Annotated in this window: 23 protein-coding genes and 2 pseudogenes; 16 read left to right on the top strand and 9 right to left on the bottom strand. The window is 56.9% G+C overall.

The features are described from left to right. Positions 1 to 141: 141 nt before the first annotated feature. From HSS18214_RS0111960 to HSS18214_RS0111965, 3 genes are all read left to right on the top strand, one after another. A complete protein-coding gene (locus tag HSS18214_RS0111960) occupies positions 142 to 786 on the top strand; it encodes a copper resistance protein B (protein ID WP_016915533.1) in 645 nt (214 codons plus the stop codon). A gap of 132 nt (positions 787 to 918) precedes the next feature. Next, positions 919 to 1,335 carry a hypothetical protein gene (locus tag HSS18214_RS19115; RefSeq protein ID WP_156808516.1) on the top strand — a complete coding sequence of 139 codons (417 nt, stop codon included), beginning with the start codon at positions 919 to 921 and terminating at the stop codon, positions 1,333 to 1,335. Positions 1,336 to 1,574: 239 nt separating this feature from the next. Beyond that, positions 1,575 to 2,291 (top strand): MauE/DoxX family redox-associated membrane protein, encoded by a 717-nt coding sequence (locus tag HSS18214_RS0111965; protein ID WP_229800895.1) that lies wholly within the window; start codon positions 1,575 to 1,577, stop codon positions 2,289 to 2,291. A 338-nt stretch (positions 2,292 to 2,629) separates the two neighbouring features. On the opposite strand, the pseudogene HSS18214_RS18205 reads toward HSS18214_RS0111965, so the two are convergent. The 4 genes and pseudogenes from HSS18214_RS18205 to HSS18214_RS0111985 form a co-directional block, all read right to left on the bottom strand. After that, positions 2,630 to 3,058 (bottom strand): annotated as a pseudogene (locus tag HSS18214_RS18205) (transposase); the annotation flags it as partial. A gap of 998 nt (positions 3,059 to 4,056) precedes the next feature. Continuing rightward, entirely contained in the window at positions 4,057 to 4,251 is a 195-nt protein-coding gene (locus HSS18214_RS0111975) for a DUF2933 domain-containing protein (protein WP_016915536.1), read from the bottom strand. Further along, positions 4,248 to 6,752, bottom strand: coding sequence for a heavy metal translocating P-type ATPase (locus HSS18214_RS0111980; RefSeq protein ID WP_016915537.1), 2,505 nt, complete (start codon positions 6,750 to 6,752; stop codon positions 4,248 to 4,250). The genes HSS18214_RS0111975 and HSS18214_RS0111980 overlap by 4 nt, the downstream gene beginning before the upstream one ends. Positions 6,753 to 6,831: 79 nt before the next feature. Further along, the gene (locus tag HSS18214_RS0111985) at positions 6,832 to 7,401 is read right to left on the bottom strand and encodes a Spy/CpxP family protein refolding chaperone (protein WP_016915538.1); all 570 of its coding nucleotides are present in this window, start codon (positions 7,399 to 7,401) and stop codon (positions 6,832 to 6,834) included. Between the two features lie 682 nt (positions 7,402 to 8,083). On the opposite strand from HSS18214_RS0111985, the gene HSS18214_RS18840 reads away from it, so the two are divergent. The 6 genes from HSS18214_RS18840 (at position 8,084) to cls (ending at position 14,922) form a co-directional block, all read left to right on the top strand. Continuing rightward, positions 8,084 to 9,688, top strand: coding sequence for a multicopper oxidase family protein (locus tag HSS18214_RS18840; RefSeq protein ID WP_026001907.1), 1,605 nt, complete (start codon positions 8,084 to 8,086; stop codon positions 9,686 to 9,688). Between the two features lie 96 nt (positions 9,689 to 9,784). Next, positions 9,785 to 10,645, top strand: coding sequence for a F510_1955 family glycosylhydrolase (locus HSS18214_RS0111995; protein WP_026001908.1), 861 nt, complete (start codon positions 9,785 to 9,787; stop codon positions 10,643 to 10,645). Between the two features lie 18 nt (positions 10,646 to 10,663). Then, complete coding sequence (gene lgt / locus HSS18214_RS0112000; protein ID WP_016915542.1) at positions 10,664 to 11,494, top strand: prolipoprotein diacylglyceryl transferase; 831 nt, start codon at positions 10,664 to 10,666, stop codon at positions 11,492 to 11,494. After that, positions 11,491 to 12,531, top strand: a complete 1,041-nt coding sequence (locus tag HSS18214_RS0112005) for a L,D-transpeptidase family protein (protein ID WP_016915543.1) — start codon at positions 11,491 to 11,493, stop codon at positions 12,529 to 12,531. The genes lgt and HSS18214_RS0112005 overlap by 4 nt, the downstream gene beginning before the upstream one ends. Before the next feature lie 133 nt (positions 12,532 to 12,664). Then, positions 12,665 to 13,447: a ferric reductase-like transmembrane domain-containing protein gene (locus HSS18214_RS18485; RefSeq protein WP_016915544.1), complete on the top strand. Its 783-nt coding sequence runs from the start codon at positions 12,665 to 12,667 to the stop codon at positions 13,445 to 13,447. Beyond that, positions 13,444 to 14,922: a cardiolipin synthase gene (gene cls, locus HSS18214_RS0112015; RefSeq protein WP_050980320.1), complete on the top strand. Its 1,479-nt coding sequence runs from the start codon at positions 13,444 to 13,446 to the stop codon at positions 14,920 to 14,922. Before HSS18214_RS18485 ends, cls begins: the two co-directional genes overlap by 4 nt. Positions 14,923 to 15,472: 550 nt before the next feature. Here the strand turns inward: cls and nadS are convergent. From nadS to merR, 3 genes and pseudogenes are all read right to left on the bottom strand, one after another. After that, entirely contained in the window at positions 15,473 to 15,742 is a 270-nt protein-coding gene (gene nadS / locus HSS18214_RS18845) for a NadS family protein (RefSeq protein WP_083844211.1), read from the bottom strand. Between the two features lie 27 nt (positions 15,743 to 15,769). Next, positions 15,770 to 17,058 (bottom strand): annotated as a pseudogene (locus tag HSS18214_RS0112020) (ISL3-like element ISPpu12 family transposase). Between the two features lie 95 nt (positions 17,059 to 17,153). Next, complete coding sequence (gene merR / locus HSS18214_RS0112030; protein WP_001166628.1) at positions 17,154 to 17,609, bottom strand: mercury resistance transcriptional regulator MerR; 456 nt, start codon at positions 17,607 to 17,609, stop codon at positions 17,154 to 17,156. Positions 17,610 to 17,680: 71 nt separating this feature from the next. Between merR and HSS18214_RS0112035 the strand changes: the two genes are divergently transcribed. The 7 genes from HSS18214_RS0112035 (at position 17,681) to HSS18214_RS19825 (ending at position 21,381) form a co-directional block, all read left to right on the top strand. Then, a complete protein-coding gene (locus tag HSS18214_RS0112035) occupies positions 17,681 to 18,031 on the top strand; it encodes a mercuric transport protein MerT (RefSeq protein WP_001294660.1) in 351 nt (116 codons plus the stop codon). Positions 18,032 to 18,046: 15 nt separating this feature from the next. Next, entirely contained in the window at positions 18,047 to 18,322 is a 276-nt protein-coding gene (gene merP, locus HSS18214_RS0112040; protein ID WP_016915549.1) for a mercury resistance system periplasmic binding protein MerP, read from the top strand. 27 nt (positions 18,323 to 18,349) lie between these two features. Further along, complete coding sequence (merC, locus tag HSS18214_RS0112045; protein ID WP_000522993.1) at positions 18,350 to 18,757, top strand: organomercurial transporter MerC; 408 nt, start codon at positions 18,350 to 18,352, stop codon at positions 18,755 to 18,757. 38 nt (positions 18,758 to 18,795) lie between these two features. Beyond that, positions 18,796 to 20,478 carry a mercury(II) reductase gene (merA, locus tag HSS18214_RS0112050; RefSeq protein ID WP_003055149.1) on the top strand — a complete coding sequence of 561 codons (1,683 nt, stop codon included), beginning with the start codon at positions 18,796 to 18,798 and terminating at the stop codon, positions 20,476 to 20,478. A gap of 17 nt (positions 20,479 to 20,495) precedes the next feature. Next, positions 20,496 to 20,861, top strand: coding sequence for a mercury resistance co-regulator MerD (gene merD, locus HSS18214_RS0112055; RefSeq protein WP_001277466.1), 366 nt, complete (start codon positions 20,496 to 20,498; stop codon positions 20,859 to 20,861). Then, positions 20,858 to 21,094: a broad-spectrum mercury transporter MerE gene (gene merE / locus HSS18214_RS0112060; protein WP_001087807.1), complete on the top strand. Its 237-nt coding sequence runs from the start codon at positions 20,858 to 20,860 to the stop codon at positions 21,092 to 21,094. The genes merD and merE overlap by 4 nt, the downstream gene beginning before the upstream one ends. Before the next feature lie 65 nt (positions 21,095 to 21,159). After that, positions 21,160 to 21,381: a DUF3330 domain-containing protein gene (locus HSS18214_RS19825; RefSeq protein ID WP_083844212.1), complete on the top strand. Its 222-nt coding sequence runs from the start codon at positions 21,160 to 21,162 to the stop codon at positions 21,379 to 21,381. Here the strand turns inward: HSS18214_RS19825 and lspA are convergent. Continuing rightward, positions 21,275 to 21,787 carry a signal peptidase II gene (lspA, locus tag HSS18214_RS0112065; RefSeq protein ID WP_016915550.1) on the bottom strand — a complete coding sequence of 171 codons (513 nt, stop codon included), beginning with the start codon at positions 21,785 to 21,787 and terminating at the stop codon, positions 21,275 to 21,277. The two genes, HSS18214_RS19825 and lspA, sit on opposite strands and share 107 nt — an antisense overlap. A gap of 3 nt (positions 21,788 to 21,790) precedes the next feature. Beyond that, positions 21,791 to 22,687: a cation efflux transmembrane domain-containing protein gene (locus tag HSS18214_RS0112070; RefSeq protein ID WP_016915551.1), complete on the bottom strand. Its 897-nt coding sequence runs from the start codon at positions 22,685 to 22,687 to the stop codon at positions 21,791 to 21,793. Between the last annotated feature and the right edge of the window lie 7 nt (positions 22,688 to 22,694).

Below are 22,694 nucleotides of genomic sequence, written 5' to 3' on the forward strand. Positions count from 1 at the left end.
ACTCAGCGTCGAAGAGCCAAAATTAAGCGCTACTTAACCCTCGCCAGCGCCGCCCTTGGCATGGCCGCCGCCACGACCGCTCAAGCCGAAGATGGCTATGCGGCACCAGACAGTTGGCCAGCGCCCACTGAGGAACATAATATGGGTATGGCACTGTTTGATCGGCTCGAATATAGCGTGCCTGATAAAGGCCCAGAAGCCGTGGTATGGGACTTTCAAGGCTGGTACGGCGGCGATATCAACCGCATTTACCTAAAGTCAGAAGGCGAAAATGTCCAGGGCGACGGCGAAGATGCTGAGTTTGAGTCTTTGGAACTACTCTATAGTCGTTTAGTGGCTGATTTTTGGGAGTTACAGGGGGGGATCGGTTATCAAGGCGGTGTTTTCTCCGATGATCACGCTGAACGCACTTATGGGGTTGTCGGCCTGCAAGGCGTAATGCCCTACGGCATTGAAACCGACGTGGCATTACAAGTGAGTGAAGATGGCGACGTGGCCGCCAGTTTTGAAGGCGAATACGATCTGCGCCTGACTCAGCGGCTCTACCTACAGCCGCGCACCGAAATTGCCGTGGCCGCCAGTGAAGTTGAAGAATTTGGCGTGGGCGAAGGCCTTAACTCGGTTCGTGCTGGCCTACGGCTAGGCTACGAAGTGACCCGACGCTTCGCCCCCTACATCGGTGCCTATTGGGAGAAAGAATACGGCGACACTGCAGATCTCTCCCGAGCCAGTGGCGACAACACTGAAGATACTGGAGGTGTTGCCGGTGTTAAACTAATGTTCTAACGACTCTGACAGTGTGTAACTTTTAACGTCACCAAATGGTGGCGTTTTTTATTATTTTTTATTTTTATATTCAGCTTCATTTCAAAAACCCCAGCTAATATAACCATGTAACCAACCACTGGAGTAGTTATCATGAAAGTTAAATCAATTCTCTTTGGAGCGCTTGTAGCTAGCATTCTTTCAACGCCTGCATTGGCTAACTATGGGACGACCATCCAAGATTTGCCACTACTTGAAAGAGGCGTCTCTTCTACACAATTGCTGGCCCAAGGCCAATCAAAGCGTTTCAATATTAACATTCAACAAGCGACTACGCTGAAGATAGCAAGTGAGCACTTCCCAGGCGCAACCAGCACTGGTAACCGTATCTCTGCTGTGCTTTACAATGCAGCTGGACAGCAGGTGGCAGAAGCATCCAGCCCCCGTGGCCATTTTGAAATGGTTCGCCAATTGCAGCCAGGTAATTATCAGCTTGAAGTAACAGGTAATGCATTGGGAGGTACTAAAGAAAAGGACAATAACCGCTATGAGTTACATGTTGACTATTAATATATAGTCAATGATTTAAAATATAGGGCCAGCCTTCATGCTGGCCCTTTTATTTAGCAGGCATGTCTATCGTTGCATAAGCCTATTTGTAACCGTAGCTAGAATATTAAAATAAAAGAGTAGGGTGTGCTTGCCTGTGTGTGGCACATAGGTTCTATGCTTTTAGTTAACATTACTTTTTTAGCAAAGGAGGCACAATGCCAAGGTCAGCACCCACTACCTCTGCACGGGTTTACCGGATGAAAACCGCCGAGCATATGTGCCCGTTCGGTTTGAAAACGCTTGATCTACTCAAGCGTAAAGGCTTTGAAGTTGACGATCACACGTTAACCTCCCGTGATGAGATAGACGCGTTCAAGGCTCAAGAAAACGTCGACACTACGCCCCAAGTGTACATCGGTGATAGCCGCATTGGAGGCTATGAAGAATTACGCAAACATTTGGGAATGAGCGTTTCCAATTCAAAAGAAAAGACTTATCGGCCCGTGCTGGCGATTTTTGCCGTCGCACTGCTAATAGGTCTATCTATTAGCTGGGCCGTACAGGGTTCGTTACTCACAGCGCGTATGCCGGAATATGCAGTGGCTGCCGCTATGGTGCTACTTGGCCTACAAAAACTGCAGGATGTCGAAAGTTTCAGCAATATGTTTTTGAACTACGATTTGCTGGCTCAGCGCTATGTGCCCTACAGCTACGTTTACCCCTACGCCGAAACACTAGCTGGCCTGCTCATGCTGGCCGGGGCATTAACCTGGTTTGCCGCGCCGCTTGCCCTATTTGTTGGTACGGTAGGTGCCGTCTCTGTATTTAAAGCCGTGTATATCGACAAGCGGGAGCTGAAGTGTGCCTGCGTCGGCGGAAACAGTAATGTGCCGCTGGGCTTTGTATCGTTAACTGAAAATCTGGTAATGATCGCCATGGGTCTGTGGATGCCATTACGCATGTTGGTAGGTTAAGCCTACCTCTCTTACACCAAAGCATAATCTGGGTCAGATAATTAACTGGACTATATCCAGGTTGTATTCAGTTAATTCAACCAGACTTGCGTAGCACTTATCCCGCCTTATTCATGAGTGTGCTGATTGAGCATCGCGAAGCCCCAGGTTGCTGGCACCGACTCCCAGCAGCCGTATTTGCGGTGTGAGTACCTGCCGATATATACCCAAACAGTACGGTTTCTTTGTTGCTATATAACCTTCAGTAATCGATTCCGGCCATCAGGCAGGGCAGCCGTGATCGCCAGCCATCGTGATGGCCGCCTTGCGCTTGGATCGGTTGTGATATCAACCGTGTATCAGCTCAGTGCGGTCAGCTTCGGTAGCCCCTTAAGCAAGGTGGGCCACCATTTGTCAGCGGCATCGCCAAGGTGAACAGTGATGCGCCGGGCGTGTAGCGAGATAGTGGACGCGATCTTGAGCACTTGCTCGCGCATCCGGCTCAGGCTCCAGCCTTGGTGGGTTTGCCGCTCCAGGAGGCAGCGCAGTCCATGCAAGACCTGGTAGGCGTAGAGACTCAGTAGCAGACTCACTTCGTTGCGGGCCATCACCTCTTGAACGGTGGAAGCGCCGCGGTCGGTCGAGGAGAGATGCACGTCGAGTGCTGATTTCACCTCGCCCATGTGCGCCTCGGCACTACCGCGCTTACGGTAGAGCGCCAGAACCTTCTCCGGCGGCCAGTCGAACTGGCTGAGATTGGTGACCAGGAAGAAGGCATGCAGCAGTAGTGATGCGGCAATATCGATTTCAAAATAGTCCCTTATTGTACGGCAGGCACTATCTACGGCTGAAGTGACTTGCCCTTTACCCACAAAATCGACAATCACGTCCTCCTCTTTGTCAATAAGAGCATCTTTAACTAGTGATTGGCGAAGGTAGATGTCACGAACAAGAGCGCTTACGCTACCTTGATGCTCATCCCGCTTCGCCTCAGGAAGACGACGGAAGTCTTCGCCCAACGAGGCACTACGCGGCGGAGTAGGCAGAAAAAAAGTTATGAAAGGCCTATGGTAATGCTTAACCATTTTCATCAATTGGGGCTGAGTGGGTGAACGGTCACCCGCTTCATACGCTGCCAACATTTCTGAGCCGGTCACTCTCTTTCCGCCAAGGGCTAGTTTGCTAGCCGCCTCCTCGAGGCTTAGGCCAGCAGTTTCTCGAGCCCACTTGAGAATTTATGGATTTGCTTTGGCCATGTCTAGTCCTAACCCCACCGGTATTTTGGGTGCCGGTACGTACATAGTGAATGAATCAGCTTAGCTCTTTAGAATAGAGGATATAAAGAGGAGGACAGCGTGTTTTCCCGCATAATTCGTTATTTTGGCAATTCGGACGCGTCAGCATCTAGTTGGAATTGCCATCATCCAGCATTAGCACTACGGTTGCCAAGGAACAGAGCGAGAAACCTGAATATTTTGGCGATCATGATTTAGTAACTGGCCGGTTGCTTGCTAGCTTATGCCCATGCAGTTTGGGTAGTAGGGCAATGGTTATTTCCTTCTTGTTAAATTAAGTATTTTTTTTATTTTTTTTATTTGTTTTTATTTTTTCTATCTATATTCAAATCCAGGATATTGAGTAGTACCTATGCTAGTCCAGCAAAATCTATATATTTAAATAGCAGGTGGTCACTACTTGGCCACCTGTCTCTTTAAGGAAGACTGAAGCTAGTACTGGCTATATTTGATGCCGAAGACATCGATTTCATGAACGCAATGACGCTGGCTCACTTCTCATCCTTATTTCTTTGATGATGACCGAAATGGCGATGCATGAGGAAATGCATGCCAAGACAGAGTGTCAGGGGAAGCAACAGCCAGGCCCCAGTGCCCAGTGACTGGCCGCGCCACATTAGAAAGAACATGGCCACGCCCATAATTACTAAGCAAGCAGTCATCATCCAGTGGTGAATGCGGTTCATTTGGCGTCTCCTTGTGGGTTGTTTGTGGCGAAGCGCCGCTTGAGTAGCAGCGAGTTGCCAATGACGGAGAGAGAGCTTGCGGTCATGGCGATGACGCCGATCATCGGGTGCAGCAGACCAATCGCGGCGATGGGAATGGCTGCCACGTTGTAGGCACTGGCCCAGATCAGGTTCTGAACGATCTTGCCGAAGGTGGCGCGCGAGAGGTGCATGGCCTCCACCACCCCGGTCAGCTCGCCGCGCACCAGGGTCACGTCGGCGGCCTCGATGGCCACGTCCGCCCCGGCGCCGATGGCGATGCCCACGTTGGCCTGCTTCAGCGCCGCGGCGTCGTTGATGCCGTCTCCCACCATGGCCACGTGGTTGCCGTGCTTCGCCTGCAGGGCGCGAATGGCGTCGACCTTGCCCTCCGGCAGCACCCCGGCCTGGACCTCATCGATGCCGACCTCCTCGGCCACGGCCCGGGCGGCACGCTCGTTGTCGCCGGTGATCATCACCACGTGCAGGCCCAGCGCATGCATGCCGCGGATGGCCTCGACCGACTCCTCCTTGAGGGTATCGGCCACGGCCACCAGGCCCAGGGCCTGGCCGTCGGCGGCCACGATCACCACGGTGCGCCCCTTCGCTTCGAGCTTGCCCATGGCGTCATCCAGGGCCTCGAGGCCGGCCACGCCTTCCTCCTCGAGCAGCCGGCGATTGCCGATCAGCACGCTCGCGTCGCCCACCCGGCCCGAGACGCCGCGGGCACCGGTGGAGCGGAACTCGCTGACCTCGCCGGGCGTCACATCGCGTTCCTTGGCACCGTCGACAATGGCCCGGGCGATGGGGTGCTCCGAAGCGTTCTCCACGCTCGCCGCCAGGGTCAGCAGGCGCGTCTCCTCGACGCCCTCGGCGGCCACCACCTCGGTCAGCGTCGGTTCGCCGCGGGTGATGGTGCCGGTCTTGTCCAGCACCATCACCTTGACGTCCTTGAAGGTCTGGATCGCCTCGCCGGAGCGGATCAGAATGCCGCGCTCGGCACCGATGCCGGAGCCCACCATCAGCGCCGTGGGCGTTGCCAGGCCCAGCGCGCAGGGGCAGGCGATGACCAGCACCGCCACGGCGGCCAGGATCGCCAGCACCGGGGTGGCGGCCTCGGGGTTGACCCAGGGCAGGAAGGTCGCGCCCCAGTCGAGGATCGGGCGCAGGGCATCCGGAATGAGCAGCCACGCCGCCAGGCTGGCCAGGGCGATCAGGATCACCGCCGGCACGAAGCGGCCGGTCATGCGGTCGGCGAACTCCTGGATCGGCACCCGGGAACCCTGGGCCTGGTCGATCAGGCGCACCACTTGGGAGAGAAAAGTATCGCCGCCGACCCGGGTCGCCTTGACCCGCAGGCGCCCCTCCTTGTTGATGGTGGCGCCGATCACGCTGTCGCCGGGGCTCTTGTAGACCGGGATCGATTCACCGGTGGCGATGGACTCGTCGAGATGGCTCTCGCCCTCGACCACCTCGCCGTCGGTGGGGATCTTGTCGCCGGGGCGCACGATCATGATGTCGCCGGGCGCCAGCTCCTTGACCGGCACCTCGACCTCCTCACCGTTGCGCTCCACCCGGGCCGTCTTGGCGCCCAGGGTCAGCAGGCGGCGAATGGCCTGGGAGGCGCGCCCCTTGGCCAGGGCCTCCAGGTAACGCCCCAGCAGGTGGAAGGTCATGATGGTGGCGCCCATCTCGATGAACGAGGTCATGGGGGTAATGAAGCCGACCAGGCCGATCAGGTAGGGCGGCAGGCTGCCCATGGAGATCAGCACGTCCATGTTGAAGGTGCCGTTCTTCAGCGAGCGCCAGCTCGAGCGGTGCGTGGCGGCGCCGCCGTAGAGAAAGATCACCGGGAAGGCCAGCAGGGCGACGATGGCCAGGTAGCCCGGGATCGGCTGCCAGAACATGTGCGGCATCATCAACAGCATGATCAGGGTGGCGGGTATGCCGGCGATGATCAGGCGCTTGCGCGCCTGGGCGAGGTAGGCCTCCTCGATCTCGGCGTCGCCGTCGCCCGCCTCCTGCTCCTCGGTCTGCACGGCGGCCACGTCATAGCCGGCCCCCTCGACGGCGCGCTTCAGCGCCTCACCATCGGGGCCACCGGCCTCGATGGTCACACTGACGCGGTGGCTGGCGATATTGGTCTGGATCTCGCCCACGCCATCGAGGCGTTCGAGCGTCTTGCGCACGATGCCGGCGCAGTGGTCCGAGCCCATGCCGGGCACCGTCAGGCGAATCTGCTGCTGGCCACCACCGCTGACGGCGGCCACGTCATAGCCGGCACCCTCGACGGCTCCCTTCAGGGTGTTGCCGTCGGGTCCGCCTTCCTCGACCGTCACGCTGACATGATGGTTGGCGATATTGGTCTGGATCGTGCCCACGCCATCAAGGCGTTCGAGCGTTTTGCGCACGATGCCGGCGCAGTGGTCGCTGCCCATGCCGGGCACCGTCAGGGTGATCATGTTCGGGGTCGAATCGGACATCGTGTACCTCCTGCTGGCGTTGATGAGAGAACGGCCAGGGTTGGCCGTCCGTCCTAATGCCTACGCAGTGACATCTCGGTCAGTGGTGGGCGTCGTGGTCGTCAGAATCGACGCCGCTCTCGGGTGTGGCCTGCTCCAGCTGTTGGCGCTGCTCGTCGCTCATCAGGTCATGCATGGCATTTCGCATGCGCACCATCTCGGCCATCATCTCACCGTGCAACTCGGCCATCTGTCCGTGTAGCGCCTGAACCTCATCAGGGTCTGGGCGATCGCCGTGCATCTCCGCCATCAGGTCGTCGCGTAGGTTCATCATCCGCCCCATGCGTTCGAACTGGGCAGGTCGGTGCTCCTGCATCAGCTCACGCATCTCGCTGCGTTGATCATCATCGAGCATCAACATCATGTCCATGCCGGCGCCGCCCATCATCGGGCAGGGCATCATGCCGCCGCCCATCATTTCCCCCATCATGCCGGGCCCCATTCCGCCTTGGCCGCCACCCATCATGCCGGAACCCATGCCGCCCTCCATCATGGAGCGTCCCTGGCCCGCTTGGTCACCCATCATTCCCTGGGCGAAAGCAATGCCGGTACCACTGGCTGCGAGGGCCAGGGTGAGTCCGAAGGCGAGAGTGTGCTTGCGAATATCCATGGTCGTTCTCCTTAGCGACAGGCCTATATCAGCGACAGGCCTATATCAAAGGCCGATGCCTGAAGTATTGAGGCTATGTGTAGCACCTAGGTCAATTCTCAATATGGCATTCAGGCATGCCCAAGGCATCTCAGGGCGTGAAAGTAGGCAGTTTGTTGACCTGTATCAATTTTGGTAATTCGGCAACCTGCCTGCTGCACTTGGGTTGCGTGTGTCTGTGAAGCCATGAAATACTCTTAATATCCTCCACTCGATAGTGATTACTTCTTTGTCATGAATTGCTCCGCTTTTAAATGGCTGCTTTGTTTGCTGCTAAGCCTTGCCTTGGCGCAGCCATTGATGGTCATGGCGATGGATCATCATGAAGATGAACCTTGTCTGTTCACTGACATTGATCTAGCCAGTGGAGCGATCGACGTTGTTGGGTCTGTCAGCATTGGCGACCACGATGCCTCTCATATGGCAGAGTGCTGTATGCCCTGTGCTCAGTGTGCGGTAAACCTAGCGCTGCTTATCGAAGACGCAACCTCCGCCACGTCGACCTTGCCTCGTTATCTGGTCAACTGGTCGCCAGCTCCGCGCGCGCTCTTTGATCGCCCTCCTCGCGTTTAAACCTTCATCGCTGAACGTTCAGCTCGCCTATGGCGGGCCAAGATGATGATTTTAATCACGAGGAATAGCCATGAAACGTCGCGAATTTCTTCGCTACACCACCCTGGGTGGTATTGCCCTATCTGGGTCTGGCCTATTGGTTCACGCTTTGGCCGGACGGCATACACAGGCGTCACCAACAGCTCTGCTGGATAACGCTAGCATCCCTGCAGGACAACCCCTTCAACCATTGCCTCGGATTGCAAACTTGAGTGATCAGGTTGGGCGCTTTCAAAGTGTGTTAACCCCCGCTGCCCATGCGCTGCCAGTGAGCGATGGGCTGGAGGCAAAGTTGTGGCTCTACAACGGTAAAGTGTTGCCATTGATTGAGGTGCGCGAGGGGGATGAGTTAGACATTACGCTGATAAACGAGCTTGAGCAGGAAACGACGCTGCACTGGCATGGGGTACCGGTGCCCCAGTCGCAAGATGGGGCACCCTGGGAAGCCGTATTACCAGGAGAGTCACGACATTATCGTTATGTTTTTCATAGGGGGAGTGCAGGGTTACACTGGTTTCACCCCCACCCACATGAAGGTACTGCGCGTCAGGTAGCTCATGGTTTAGCGGGTGCATTGTTGGTCAGGCCCCGATTAGGCGTGTTGCCCGCGGAGGTGGAAGAGCATTTGCTAGTGGTCAGCGACCTGCGCCTGAATATGAATGGCGAAGTGGCGCCCCATACCAGCGAAGATTGGATGAATGGACGCGAGGGGGAGCTTCTGTTGGTCAACGGCCAACGCGAGCCACGTCTTGATGTGGCGCCGGGCACTACTCTGCGGCTGCGGCTGGTCAACGCCTGTGCTGGCCGGTACTTGCGTTTACGCTTGGAAGATCACGAGTTGACCCTGATCGGTACCGATGGCGGGCTGATCGAGCGACCACAACCACTCGAAGAGTTGCTGCTCACCCCGGGTGAGCGGGTCGATCTGCTAGTACGCATCAGCGAGAAATCTGAAAGGAGTTTTGAGCTGGCGAGTCATCCCTATACACGTGGTTGGATGGGGGCTAAGCCGGCACATCTGGACGAGATTGCTTCGCTATTATCGATTCATACCCTAAATACTGGCGTATACCCCGCCGTCGCGTTACCTGACCCCTTGTCCCATATCGAACCCCTGGGCGAACCAGTGGTGAGACGTCAAGTGGAACTGACCGAGGTGATGCCAGACCATGACAATCACGGTGCGGTGAATGGCGATCCGCATGCCGGCCACGGCGGCAGTGACAGCCATCACGGAACCCATGGGCCGGGGCATGGGGCGAGTCACGCTAGCGACGATGATAGAGCGGTTCGACCCAAGGTGGATTTTCTGATCAACGGCCGTGCCTTTGCCATGAACGACGTCCTGTTTGAGGGGCAGGTTGGCGAGGTAGAGGAGTGGGAAGTCTTCAATAACTCCCATATGGATCACCCCTTCCATGTGCATGGCACCCACTTTCAGGTGATCGCTACCCGCGATGCTGACAGGGAATGGCGAGACGCGCCCTGGCTGGCCTGGAAGGACACCGTCAACCTGGCTCCTTATCAGCGTCTCAGGCTGCGCATGGTGTTCCTCAAGCCCGGCGATTGGCTGTTCCACTGCCACATCATCGAACACGAAGAGCTAGGCATGATGGCAACGATCCGTGTGAGTTGAGCTTGCCTTGCCTTGCCTTGCCTTGTTTTGCTTTGGCGTTGCGCGTTGGCTTTGCGTGGTGCTTGTCCACCTGACGACTGATAAGGACGTGATGTCATGACCTATTATCGCTGGCCACTCGCCGTGGCCTTCCTGCTTACCTTGCTTTCAGGTTGCTCCCGAGAACCGAGTAGTATCAGTCTTGAGCAACTGCGAGAGCAGACCCATATTCACGGCCTAGCCGTTGATCGATCGACTAGCGAACGACTATGGTTGGCCACCCATCATGGCTTCTATGCCGTTGGTAGTGATGGAATGGCCCACCGGGTCTCGGAGGAGACCCATGACTTCATGGGCTTTGCTCCTCACCCAGAAGAAGCCGAGACCTTCTTTGCCAGCGGCCACCCGGCCAGAGGAGGCAACCTCGGCGTGGTTAAGTCCCAGGATTCAGGCCGCAGCTGGTCACAATTAGCTATCGGCGTTGACGGCCCGGTGGACTTTCATCAGATGACCATCAGTGAGGCCAGTCCCAACGTACTCTATGGGGCCAATAGTGGCCAGCTCCAAGCCAGCCAGGATGGTGGAGCCAATTGGCAGATTCGCGCCCAGGCGCCGGCCGGGCTGATTTCACTGGCTGCCTCGAGCCGTGATCCCGAACAACTCTATGCCGCCACCCAAACCGGGCTATTGATGAGTCCTGACGGAGGCGAACGATGGCGACAAGTATACCCTGAGCGTCGCCCTACGAGCCTGGTGGTGGCCAGCCAAGGAGAGCTTTACGCCTTCATGATAGGGGTAGGCTTGCTGAGAGTTGGGGAGGGCAGCCGGGATTGGGAGGTAGTCAAGCGTGGCTGGGAAGAGCGCTATCTGATGCATCTGGCGCTGGATCCGCACGACTCCCAGCGTTTGGTGGCGGTTGATGACCTCAATCAACTGCTGATCAGTAATAACGGTGGGCGCGATTGGTCGCACCTCTAATGAATTGGGAGATACCACATGTTGCAATATCCCCAGATTGATCCAGTGGCCATCAGCCTCGGCCCGTTCGCGATTCACTGGTATGGCCTGATGTATGTGGTGGGCTTCGGCGCCGCCTGGTGGCTTGGGCGCCTTAGAGCTAATCGGCTTAAGCTAACCCACGATGACATTAGCGACCTGATCTTTTACTCCGCGGTAGGCGTAGTGGTTGGTGGCCGGTTGGGCTATGTCCTGTTCTATGGAATAGAACAGTTTATGGCCAACCCCTTATGGCTGTTCAAAGTTTGGGAAGGCGGTATGAGCTTTCATGGTGGACTGCTCGGGGTGCTGGCGGCGACGCTATGGTTTGCGCGAAAGCATCGGCTCGGCTTCTTTGCCCTAACCGACTTCATCGCACCACTGGTGCCGATCGGTCTTGGTGCAGGGCGAATCGGCAATTTCATCAATCACGAGCTGCCGGGGCGCGTCAGCAACCTGCCCTGGGCGATGCCGTTTCCCCACATGGGCCCAGAGCCACGCCACCCCTCTGCGCTTTATGAATTCGCCCTGGAAGGGGTGGTGCTGTTCGTGCTGCTGTGGTGGCTTTCCGCTGAACCGCGTCGGCGAGGCCTGATCTCTGGTCTCTTTTTGCTGCTGTACGGCGTATTCCGCTTCACGGTTGAATTCGTGAGGTTGCCGGACGAACACATCGGCTTCCTTGCGTTTGACTGGGTCACCATGGGAATGCTCCTGACTACCCCGATGATACTGGTCGGCATGGCACTGATCACCTGGTCGCGCCAACAGCCGGTGGAGAATCATAGCCAACCCGGTTTATATCTGCGCCGCCGAGAGAGGAAGACACAATGATACTAACGCTTGGGCACTCCCACACCATCACTGCCATTACTATTAAAACGGGGCTAGGCGCGTTGCTTGTTGCTACGCTGCTGAGCACTTCACCTGTGCTTGCTGAAGAAACAGGGGAGTGGCCACTGGGCCACTACAGGTTGCCTGAATACGGTGACCTGATTGGTGAGGCCTATAAGGTAGTGGTAGACAACGAGGCGGATACGCTCCTCGATATCGCCCGTACCCATAACCTGGGCTACGAGGAAATCCGTCGGGCTAATCCGAACGTCAGTCTTTGGGTGCCGGGCGTCGGAACAGAAGTGGTCGTGCCAGCCCAGCACATCCTGCCCGATGCCGAGAGGACTGGCATTGTAATTAACATCGCCGAGTTGCGTCTCTATTATTATCCGGAGGTAGGCGAAGGTGAGGTGCCCCGAGTCGAGACCTATCCGATCGGCATTGGTCGAGACGGCTATGACACCCCACTGGGAATTACCACCACTACCATGCGGCTTGAGGATCCTGCCTGGTATCCGCCACGTTCCATGCGTGAAGAAGCGGCGGCGCGGGGCGAATCAGCACCCGCCGTGGTGCCGCCAGGTCCCGATAACCCACTCGGCAAGCATGCCATCCTACTCGATATACCTGGTTATCTAATTCACGGTACTAATGATCCAGACGGCATTGGCATGCGCGCTAGCCGTGGCTGCATACGCATGTTTCCGGAAGATATTAAAGCAATATTCGGTGCTGTGCCTTTAGGTACTCAGGTTAATATCGTCGATCAGCCCATCAAGGTCGGCTGGGACGATGGCACTGCGTTTGTGCAGGTATATCAGTTTCTTGGAGATCAGAATCACGGCATACAATCACTGCTTGAGACGCAGCCGATGCTCAATCAGTACATCGTGGATCAATCGGTAAATTATGCACAACTCCAAGAACTGCTGGAGAGGTCCGACGGTCAAGTAGTGCCCATCGAACCGCCAACTCAGGATGAGCTTGTAGAAGAGCAAGAGCAACCCTTGATACTGTTTCATGAGGTGGGTCTTTAACGCTTTCATACGGGTGTATGGGACGCTGAGAAAAGACAGCCAAGCTTCACAGGCACCCGAATAAAGTCGATATTAATCAAGCGTGAAATAGGGCTAGCATTTCGATGAAATGGTGTCTAGGTATGAGAAAGATATGAACAATCACGTTATAGCTAAAAAAGTCAGTGAAGAGAAACCGGCGTCTTCAATAAAAGCCAATAAGTCGACTAGGCGTCATAGAATTGGAAGACATTTCGTTGTTGTACTGATTGGTGCCATGACAGCTTATCTTTTTTGGTTGAGCCGAATGGAGTGGGACGCTGAGATGCGCACTTGGCGTGCTTTAGGCGATGCTGCTTTTATCCTGTTATTTGTCACCATGGTGATAGGCCCTGTGGTGAAAATATGGCCTAGGCAATTGAGCTTTCTTGTCAATTGGCGGCGAGCCTTCGGGATCTGGTTTGCGATCTTTGCCTCTGTGCATGCTTTTCTAGTGTGGGATGGCTGGGCACGGTGGTCGATTCGTGGATTTTTAGGCTATCAGGAGCTGCCTTTGGCGGGGCTTTCAGGCCCGGTTCTTGTGGATCCGGGGTTCGGGCTTGCGAATATGGTCGGGTTAGTCGCCCTCTTTTTTGGGCTCGTCCTGTTTGCCATATCATCCGACAAGGCCATGCGCTTCCTGGGAAGCTCAACATGGAAGCATCTTCAAAATTATGCCTATGTGGTTTTCTATCTAGTTGCTCTTCATGGAATCTACTTTCTCTTCCTACATTATGAGCTGAGTCTCAGGAATCTAGTTTTCCAGAGTGGGGTGTCTGGGCCCAATTGGTTTCGGTTCTGGTTTGTAGGGCTCGTGAGTATTGTCTTTACCGTTCAGGTTGCGGCAATGATAAAACTGATTTTACAGCGAAGAAAAGGTGGTTTAGGGGGAGCATGAGCGATGAAAGGGAAAAGCCGGGGGCAGTAACGCTGCCCTCCAGGCGACGTCGATTCTGGCGTCGTTTACTGCTCGTGGTGGGAGTTGCTCATCTGGTTGGGTTTGTGTCGTCACTGGATGCGATGATGTCGAGCCGTACCTCTCAGGGAGCTGTGGCCTGGATCGTTTCACTAAACACATTGCCCTATGTGGCGGTGCCAGCCTACTGGGTGTTCGGCCGCACGAAATTCCAGGGCTATGTCTCTGCACGACGCGACGAGAACTCGGTGTTGGGGCAGGCGCTTGCTGAAAAACTGGCCGAGCTGCGGGCTCATGGGGTTTCGGATGAACACGCTGACAAGCATCTGGTGGGTGTCGAACAGCTGGCCAAGCTGCCGTTTCTAGGTGGCAACCGGGTGGAACTGCTGATCGACGGTGAGCAGACCTTCGAGAGCTTGTTTGCCGGTATTGATGCTGCTGAGCGCTATCTGCTTGTGCAGTTTTATATCGTTCGGGCTGATGCAGTGGGATTGGCGCTGCAGGCACGGCTGATTGAGAAGGCTAGGCAGGGCGTGGAGGTCTTCTTTCTATACGATGAAATTGGAAGTTATGCGTTGCCGAGCCACTATCTCCAGACGCTGGAAGAGGCGGGTGTTCGAGTACATCGCTTTCATTCTACGCGGGGGACAGGTAATCGCTTCCAGCTCAACTTTCGCAACCATCGCAAGATAATGGTGGCCGATGGGGAAAGAGCTTGGGTCGGTGGATTCAATGTTGGCGATGAATACTTGGAAGGCCACCCACGAATTGGCCCGTGGCGTGATACCCACCTAATGATTGAGGGGCCTGCGGCCTTGGCGCTGCAGCTGGTGTTTCTTGAAGATTGGCACTGGGCGACTGAGGAAATCCCCGAGCTTCCCTGGTCACCGCTAATTCCAAGCGGCCATGGTACACCGGTGCTCATTCTTCCGAGTGGGCCCGCAGACCGATTTGAGACGGCTAGTCTGATGATTCAACAGGCAATTCACGCCGCGCAAGAGCGTATCTGGATATCCAGTCCCTACTTTGTGCCAGATGAGGGGGTGCTGGCGATGCTTAAACTAGCCTCGTTAAGCGGAGTAGAGGTGAAAATCCTGATTCCCGAACGTCCAGATAACCTTCTAACCTACTTTGCGGCCTATGCCTTTCTCGATTCGCTTCTCGAGGCGGGGGTCGAGGTCTATCGCTACGAGGGGGGCTTCTTACATGGCAAAGCCTTTTTGGTTGACGAAATCGGTGCGGCAGTGGGTACCGTTAACCTCGACAACCGCTCCTTTCGACTCAACTTCGAGGTGACGGCGATGGTGATGGACGCCGACTTTGCCGCCGAGGTTGATGCGATGTTCAAGGCGGATTTCGCGCGGGCACGGCAGATGCAGCCAGAAGAGATCAGCGATAAGCCGCTTTGGCATCGGGTGGCGGCTCGAGCGGCCTATTTGTTTGCGCCGGTCTTATGAGTGTGCTTGATCACTCTATTGCCCGCTGGCCTGTGATTTTGCATTCAAGTCTTCGCTTTGGAGTTTCAGGCCATGATGAAAGCCCCTCGTGCAATACTCAATCCAGATAGTAAACTTCAGGCAACCTCTCGGTTTTAAGCTGAAATAAAATGAACAGTTGAAGAAAAGGTAATGCGATTCACCGAGTTGGCTCGGGCTGGTGTGGTAACTGTACGCCATTAAACTCGTTAGGGTCTGGTACAACCGTAACGAGATCTGTGCAACGGCTGTTGACTCTGTGACGAGCAGGCTATTGGACGCCTCCGATTCGTTGACTGCGCAGATTCCCTAGGAGAGGGTCTTAGTTAATGAAGAAGATATTGTTGCGCAGACCAAGACAACCTTACGGTGGTTGACAGTAGTATGTAGCTGGCTGAACAAGGCCATTGCATTCGCATGCGGATTCAAGGGCTTCAGGTGATGGCGCAATTTTTCCGGGAGTGCGCGTCTAAGAATGCGCTTTTCACACTCACGTCAAATTACCATTATTCTTATGTCAGGAAAGTAGGTGTTAGTGTGAAGCAATTTCATTGAAAAAGTCTGGGTTATTCCGAATCGTCGCCAGTACCTTAGCGGCTAGCCCCGTAGGATTATTACGTTTGCCTTCCCAGCTTTTGATCGTATCCACGCTGGTTCCCATTGCGCTGGCAAATTCCGCCTGAGAAACATTGAGCTTGGTACGAATGGCTTTTACATCGGCTACTTCATGGCGTGCTGTGCGGCTAGCCTCAGTGTTGCCCTGATTAATCTGGGTATACGGATTTAATGGTTGATGGGGCACCTTCACCCCATCAATCTGATACCACCCTCAGATGGTTGATAGATCGACTCCGTAGTTGAGTTCCTCTGCGAAGTCCGGCAGTCCGTAACCGATGGTTTTCTTGTAGAAAGGAGAGACCTTCGCAGTCGGTGCCTTCTTCTTGTGCTTCGTGGTGTAGAGCATTCGTGCCCGCATCACCTCGAAGGAGTAACCGCGCCCTTCACGGTTCTTGTCCTTGGCCAGTCGGTTGATGGACTCCGTGTAAGCGTTGGTGACGGGCATGTCCGTCTCGAAGTAGGTCATGGTCTCTTCGCGCCAGTTTCCCACTGCCCTGACCAGATCGCTCCAGACTTCCTTTTGGCCCTTCGGGATGGTGGCTATCCACTCGTCCAGGGCGGCTTCTGCCTGGAGCCGTGTGGTGGCGTCCCAGATGCCGTAGAAGCGCTCCTTGTGCTCGTAGGCGGCCAGCAGTTGCGGGAACGCGCCTGTCCAGGTCTCCATGATGAGGCGCTCCCGGTCTGAGACTTCGTGAGCGCGTTTCAGCCGGATTTTCCGGTCTCCCTTGAGAGTCCGGCTCTGGGACGGTTTCAGCTCCTTTCTGAGGCCCTTGCGCACTCTCTCTAGGGCATCGTTGGCCATGCGCACCACATGGAACTTATCGACCACGATACGGGCCTGGGGCAGCACAGCCTTGACCGCTGCCCGGTAGGGGTTCCACATGTCCATGCTGACGATCTCGACCTTCTGCCGGTCTTTCAGCTTCATCAGGTAGTTGGTCACCACGTCCTGGCGGCGGGTGGCCAGCAGGTCGAGCAGGGTTCGCTCCTCAATGTTGGTCAGAATGCAGCGGTAGCGCTTGTTCAGGTATAGCTCGTCAATGCCCAGGATGCGGGGCGTCTCGAAGCGGTGCCAGCGCCCCAGGAACTCGGCGCGGGCGTTGAAGATGTCGCGCACCGTCTTCTCGTCCAGGCCGGTCTGTGCCGCCACAAAGGTGTAGGGGTGGTTGAAGGATTCCTTCTCCACGTACTCATGCAGCCGCAGTGTCATACGGAATCCGTCTACCATCTCCGGTAGCTGGGGCCTGAATGTTGTCTTGCAGGCCCGGCAGGTGTATCGGCGGCGGACCACCCAGAGAGTGACCCGCTTGCCGTGGATGGGCAGATCACGATAGGGAACGTCACGCTTGCCGAACCGTACGAACTCACCCTGCACGCCGCATTCCTCGCAGGCGATGGGATCGGGCACGTCCACCTGGAAGTGCATTTCGTCGTCGGTTGATTTGCAGCCCAGTACTTGGTATTGCGGAGGTGAAGGATGTTGTCGGGAAGTTCGGTCATGGTGTTGTATAGGCGTAGGTGTCAGTCAGATCCATCCGGCTCGGCATTGGTGTTTGCTTTTTGGGGTCGTCTCAGAATTCGGAAAATAAAGCACGCTAAGGCGTAGTCACCCCGTGACTCCCCCGCGCCGATGCAGCGAGCTTCGTTCCGTCTTGCAGTGACGCAATCAGCGGGCAGGAAACGTTCCCTTTCCGCGCATGGCAGGCGCACACCAGTTCAGACAGCACGGCCTCCATGCGTGCCAAGTCGGCCATCTTCTCGCGCACATCCTTGAGCTTGTGCTCGGCCAGGCCGCTGGCTTCCTCGCAATGGGTGCCATCCTCCAGCCGCAGTAGCTCGGCGATTTCGTCCAGGCTAAAGCCCAGCCGCTGGGCCGATTTCACGAACCGCACTCGTGTTACATCCGCCTCGCCATAGCGGCGAATGCTGCCATAGGGCTTGTCTGGCTCCGGCAGCAGGCCCTTGCGCTGGTAGAACCGGATGGTCTCCACATTGACCCCGGCCGCCTTGGCAAAAACGCCAATGGTCAGATTCTCAAAATTAATTTGCATATCGCTTGACTCCGTACATAACTACGGAAGTAAGCTTAAGCTATCCAAACCAAATTTGAAAGGACAAGCGTATGTCTGAACCACAAAACGGGCGCGGCGCGCTCTTCGCCGGTGGGCTGGCCGCCATTCTTGCGTCGGCCTGCTGCCTGGGGCCGCTGGTTTTGATCGCCTTGGGGTTCAGCGGGGCATGGATCGGCAACCTGACGGTGCTGGAACCCTATCGCCCGATCTTCATCGGCGCAGCGCTGGTCGCGCTGTTTTTCGCCTGGCGGCGCATCTACCGCCCGGCGCAAGCCTGCAAACCGGGTGAGGTCTGCGCGATTCCCCAAGTGCGAGCTACTTACAAGCTCATTTTCTGGATCGTGGCCGCGCTGGTCCTGGTCGCGCTCGGATTTCCCTACGTCATGCCATTTTTCTATTAATCACAGGAGTTCATCATGAAAAAACTGTTTGCCGCCCTCGCCCTCGCTGCCGTTGTTGCCCCCGTGTGGGCCGCCACCCAGACCGTCACGCTGTCCGTACCGGGCATGACCTGCCCCACCTGCCCGATCATCGTCAAGAAGGCGATTTCCAGGATTGAAGGCGTTGATAAAGTTGACGTTACCTTCGAACCACGCGAAGCGGTTGTCACCTTCGATGATGCCAAGACCAGTGTGCATGAGTTGATCAAGGCCACTGGCGATGCGGGCTTTCCGTCCAGCGTCAAGCAGTGAGCCACTGAACCCGAACCTGGGGCGATCATGGGACTGATTACACGCATTGCCGACAAGGCTGGCGCGCTTGGCAGCGTTGTTTCCGCGATGGGATGCGCTGCCTGTTTCCCGGCTATCGCCAGCCTGGGCGCGGCCATCGGCCTTGGCTTTCTACAGGAATACGAAGGGTTGTTTATCTCCAAGCTGCTGCCGCTGTTCGCAGTCGTGGCTTTGCTGGCGAATGCACTGGGCTGGCTGAGTCATCGGCAATGGTACCGCAGCCTGCTCGGGATGGTCGGCCCAGCCATCGTGCTGGCGGCCATGCTCTTGTTTTTTGGCAATTGGTGGACGGCGAACCTCCTCTATGTCGGTCTGGCCTTGATGATCGGGGTGTCGATCTGGGATCTGCTCTCACCGGCCAACCGCCGCTGCGAACTACCACCCAAACACGGCTAACTGCATTGGCAGTTGCCGAAACGAAAAGGAACGATGCAATGTATTTGAATATCACCGGAATGACCTGCGACTCGTGCGCGACACATGTCAAGGACGCCCTGGAGAAAGTGCCGGGCGTGCTGTCGGCGCTCGTGTCCTACCCGAAAGGCTCCGCGCAACTCGCCACCGATCCCGGCACCTCGCCAGAGGCGCTGACCGCCGCTGTGGCCGGCCTCGGCTACAAGGCCACACCCGCCGATGCCCCATCCACTTCAGCGCGGGGCAGACTGCTTGGCAAGGCGCTGGGATGGCTGGGCGGTGGCGACAAGGCTGGTGGTGATGGGGACGGACTGCACGTCGCCGTTATTGGCAGCGGCGGAGCCGCGATGGCGGCGGCGCTGAAGGCCGTCGAGCAAGGTGCGAACGTCACGCTGATCGAGCGCGGCACCATCGGCGGTACTTGCGTCAATGTCGGCTGCGTGCCGTCCAAGATCATGATCCGCGCTGCCCATATCGCCCATTTGCGCCGTGAAAGCCCATTCGACAGTGGCATCGCGGCGACTGTGCCTGCGATTGATCGCAGCAAACTACTGGCCCAGCAGCAGGCGCGCGTCGATGAGCTGCGCCACGCCAAGTACGAAGGCATCCTGGACAGCAACCCGGCCATCACCGTGCTGCATGGTGAAGCGCGTTTCAAGGACGACCAGAGCCTTGCCGTCCGTTTAAACGATGGCGGCGAGCGTGTGGTGGCGTTCGACCGCTGCCTGGTCGCCACGGGTGCCAGCCCGGCCGTGCCGCCGATTCCGGGCCTGAAAGAGTCACCCTACTGGACTTCCACCGAGGCCCTGGTCAGCGACACCATTCCCGAGCGCCTGGCCGTGATCGGCTCGTCTGTGGTGGCGCTGGAACTGGCGCAAGCCTTTGCCCGGCTGGGCAGCAAAGTGACGATCCTGGCACGCAGCACGCTGTTCTTCCGCGAAGACCCGGCCATCGGCGAGGCCGTTACAGCCGCGTTCCGTGCCGAAGGGATCAAGGTATTGGAACACACGCAAGCCAGCCAGGTCGCGCATGTGGACGGCGAATTCGTGCTGACCACCGGGTACGGTGAAATACGCGCCGACCAGCTGCTGGTCGCCACTGGCAGGGCACCGAACACGCGCAGCCTGGCATTGGAAGCGGCGGGAGTCGCTGCCAATGCGCAGGGGGCCATCGTCATCGACAAGGGCATGCGCACCAGTACGCCACACATTTATGCGGCTGGCGACTGCACCGACCAGCCTCAGTTCGTCTATGTGGCGGCAGCGGCCGGCACCCGTGCTGCGATCAACATGACTGGCGGCGATGCGGCCCTGGACCTGACCGCAATGCCGGCCGTGGTGTTCACCGACCCGCAGGTCGCCACCGTGGGCTACAGCGAGGCGGAAGCACATCACGACGGGATCGAGACCGACAGTCGCACCTTGACCTTGGACAACGTGCCGCGTGCGCTTGCCAACTTCGACACACGCGGCTTCATCAAGCTGGTCATCGAGGAAGGTAGCGGACGGCTCATCGGCGTGCAAGCGGTGGCCCCGGAAGCGGGTGAACTGATCCAGACGGCGGTGCTCGCCATTCGCAACCGTATGACCGTGCAGGAACTGGCCGACCAATTGTTCCCCTACCTGACCATGGTCGAAGGGCTGAAGCTCGCGGCGCAGACCTTCAGCAAGGACGTGAAGCAGCTTTCGTGCTGCGCCGGATGAGGAAAAGGAGGTGTTCAATGAGCGCCTACACAGTGTCCCGGCTGGCCCTTGATGCCGGGGTGAGCGTGCATATCGTGCGCGACTACCTGCTGCGCGGATTGCTACGGCCGGTCGCGTACACCACGGGCGGCTACGGCTTGTTCGATGACACCGCGTTGCAACGGCTGCGCTTTGTACGGGCTGCCTTCGAAGCGGGTATCGGCCTGGACGCACTGGCGCGGCTGTGCCGGGCGCTGGATGCTGCGGACGGTGACGGTGCGTCTGCGCAGCTTGCCGTGTTGCGGCAACTCGTCGAGCGTCGGCGCGAGGCCCTGGCCAGCCTCGAAATGCAACTGGCCGCCATGCCAACCGAACCGGCACAGCACGCGGAGAGTCTGCCATGAACAGCCCAGAGCACTTGCCGTCTGAGACGCACAAACCGATCACCGGCTACTTGTGGGGCGCGCTGGCCGTGCTCACCTGTCCCTGCCATTTGCCGATTCTCGCCATTGTGCTAGCCGGCACGACGGCCGGCGCGTTCATCGGGGAGCACTGGGGTATTGCAGCCCTCACGCTGACCGGCTTGTTTGTCCTGTCTGTGACGCGGCTGCTGCGGGCCTTCAAGGGAAGATCATGACCGCTTCCCAGCCAGCCGAGAGTGGGCAGCTTTGAGCTTCGCTACCAATCTGGAGGAGTACCACCATGAACGCAAACGCCCCGAACACTGCCAGTTGCACCACCTGCTGCGTATGCTGCAAAGAAATTCCGCTCGATGCCGCCTTCACCCCGGAAGGCGCGGAATTGTATGGCGTAGGTGTCAGTCAGATCCATCCGGCTCGGCATTGGTGTTTGCTTTTTTACCCAACAAGCTGCTGGAAACGAAAAGTAAGGCACCGAGGACAATTGCAATATCAGCCAGGTTGAAGGCCGGCCAATGCCAGTCTCGCCAATAGAAATCAAAGGAATCCACAACATAGCCGCGAAAGACCCGGTCAATCAGGTTGCCCATGGCGCCACCGAGGATAAGACTGTAAGCGATGGCTTCTCCTTTATGACGATTTTCAAGGATCAGCTTGATCAGAAAAATCGAGACCACTACCGCGATTCCGATAAAAAAGTAGCGCTGCCAGCCTCCACCATTCGCAAAAAGACTGAATGCGGCACCGGTATTCCATACGTGTACCCAGTTAAAGAATGAGGTCACTGAAATAGACTCGCCATAGGCCATTGATTGCTGCACCAGCCACTTTACAGCCTGATCAGACGCTGCCAGCAGGCCCGATATGGACAATAGGGCATACGGCGAGAGCTTTTTGCCAATAATGAGCATTATTTAACCCTTCAACGCCAGAATGCGTCTGGCACCGTTAAGTACAATGACCCCCGCGATGGTGCCGATAATCAGATCCGGATAATTGGACCCGGTCCACGCGACCAGGGCGCCGGCGATGATGACCCCCAGGTTGATCACCACGTCGTTGGCCGAAAATATCCAGCTAGCCTTCATATGAGCTCCGCCCCCTCGATGTTTGGATACCATCAGCAGACAGGCGGTATTGGCAATCAATGCGACGAATGCGATAACCATCATCACCATCGATTCTGGCTCACTACCGAATACAAAGCGTCTCACCACCTCTACGAGCACGCCCACAGCCAAGATCAGTTGCAGTACACCAGCAAGGTGCGCGGCACGCACCTGCTTCTTTACGCTATGTCCGACTGCATAAAGGGCAAGCCCATACACTGCCGCATCGGCAAAATTGTCCAGGGATTCTCCAATCAGGGCGGTGGACTGGGCGATCAGGCCGGCAGTCATTTCCACCACGAACAGGACTGCATTGATGCCAAGCAGCCAGCGCAGGGTCCTGGATTCTTGCTTAGCAGAAGCTGCCGAAAACTCGGCGGCCTTGATGGTCTCCGGATTTGCAGCAACGGTTTCCTGAAGCGAGGCGCCTAGCCCCAAGGTCTTCAGTTTCGAGGTGACGGGCTCGACCTCGCCGTCATGCACGACCTTCAGCCGGCGGTTCGACAAGTCGAAGGACAGCGCTCGAATCTCCTCAAAGCCGCTCAGGGCCAGGCGAATCATGCGCTCTTCTGACGGACAGTCCATCTTCGGCACGGCATAAACGCTGACCCATCTCCCCGGCGCTTCGGAGGAGGCCTGTATATCGGTATCCGCTGCGGACGTTGCATCACCGCCACAGGCGCCACCACAGGATTTGCTCATGATACGA

The sequence above is a fragment of the Vreelandella stevensii S18214 genome (assembly GCF_000275725.1).
Taxonomy (GTDB): domain Bacteria; phylum Pseudomonadota; class Gammaproteobacteria; order Pseudomonadales; family Halomonadaceae; genus Vreelandella; species Vreelandella stevensii.

What these genes read in the sequence shown, in the direction of transcription:
- HSS18214_RS0111960 (WP_016915533.1), top strand. Translation starts at nt 142, where the DNA reads ATGGGTATGGCACTGTTTGATCGGCTCGAATATAGCGTGCCTGATAAA.
- HSS18214_RS0111995 (WP_026001908.1), top strand. Translation starts at nt 9,785, where the DNA reads ATGACCTATTATCGCTGGCCACTCGCCGTGGCCTTCCTGCTTACCTTG.
- HSS18214_RS19115 (WP_156808516.1), top strand. Translation starts at nt 919, where the DNA reads ATGAAAGTTAAATCAATTCTCTTTGGAGCGCTTGTAGCTAGCATTCTT.
- lspA (WP_016915550.1), bottom strand. Translation starts at nt 21,787, where the DNA reads ATGCTCATTATTGGCAAAAAGCTCTCGCCGTATGCCCTATTGTCCATA.
- merD (WP_001277466.1), top strand. Translation starts at nt 20,496, where the DNA reads ATGAGCGCCTACACAGTGTCCCGGCTGGCCCTTGATGCCGGGGTGAGC.
- HSS18214_RS19825 (WP_083844212.1), top strand. Translation starts at nt 21,160, where the DNA reads ATGAACGCAAACGCCCCGAACACTGCCAGTTGCACCACCTGCTGCGTA.
- HSS18214_RS0112005 (WP_016915543.1), top strand. Translation starts at nt 11,491, where the DNA reads ATGATACTAACGCTTGGGCACTCCCACACCATCACTGCCATTACTATT.
- merE (WP_001087807.1), top strand. Translation starts at nt 20,858, where the DNA reads ATGAACAGCCCAGAGCACTTGCCGTCTGAGACGCACAAACCGATCACC.
- cls (WP_050980320.1), top strand. Translation starts at nt 13,444, where the DNA reads ATGAGCGATGAAAGGGAAAAGCCGGGGGCAGTAACGCTGCCCTCCAGG.
- HSS18214_RS0111980 (WP_016915537.1), bottom strand. Translation starts at nt 6,752, where the DNA reads ATGTCCGATTCGACCCCGAACATGATCACCCTGACGGTGCCCGGCATG.
- lgt (WP_016915542.1), top strand. Translation starts at nt 10,664, where the DNA reads ATGTTGCAATATCCCCAGATTGATCCAGTGGCCATCAGCCTCGGCCCG.
- HSS18214_RS0111975 (WP_016915536.1), bottom strand. Translation starts at nt 4,251, where the DNA reads ATGAACCGCATTCACCACTGGATGATGACTGCTTGCTTAGTAATTATG.
- merR (WP_001166628.1), bottom strand. Translation starts at nt 17,609, where the DNA reads ATGCAAATTAATTTTGAGAATCTGACCATTGGCGTTTTTGCCAAGGCG.
- HSS18214_RS0111985 (WP_016915538.1), bottom strand. Translation starts at nt 7,401, where the DNA reads ATGGATATTCGCAAGCACACTCTCGCCTTCGGACTCACCCTGGCCCTC.
- HSS18214_RS0111965 (WP_229800895.1), top strand. Translation starts at nt 1,575, where the DNA reads ATGAAAACCGCCGAGCATATGTGCCCGTTCGGTTTGAAAACGCTTGAT.
- HSS18214_RS0112035 (WP_001294660.1), top strand. Translation starts at nt 17,681, where the DNA reads ATGTCTGAACCACAAAACGGGCGCGGCGCGCTCTTCGCCGGTGGGCTG.
- merP (WP_016915549.1), top strand. Translation starts at nt 18,047, where the DNA reads ATGAAAAAACTGTTTGCCGCCCTCGCCCTCGCTGCCGTTGTTGCCCCC.
- merA (WP_003055149.1), top strand. Translation starts at nt 18,796, where the DNA reads ATGTATTTGAATATCACCGGAATGACCTGCGACTCGTGCGCGACACAT.
- merC (WP_000522993.1), top strand. Translation starts at nt 18,350, where the DNA reads ATGGGACTGATTACACGCATTGCCGACAAGGCTGGCGCGCTTGGCAGC.
- HSS18214_RS0112070 (WP_016915551.1), bottom strand. Translation starts at nt 22,687, where the DNA reads ATGAGCAAATCCTGTGGTGGCGCCTGTGGCGGTGATGCAACGTCCGCA.
- HSS18214_RS18485 (WP_016915544.1), top strand. Translation starts at nt 12,665, where the DNA reads ATGAACAATCACGTTATAGCTAAAAAAGTCAGTGAAGAGAAACCGGCG.
- HSS18214_RS18840 (WP_026001907.1), top strand. Translation starts at nt 8,084, where the DNA reads ATGAAACGTCGCGAATTTCTTCGCTACACCACCCTGGGTGGTATTGCC.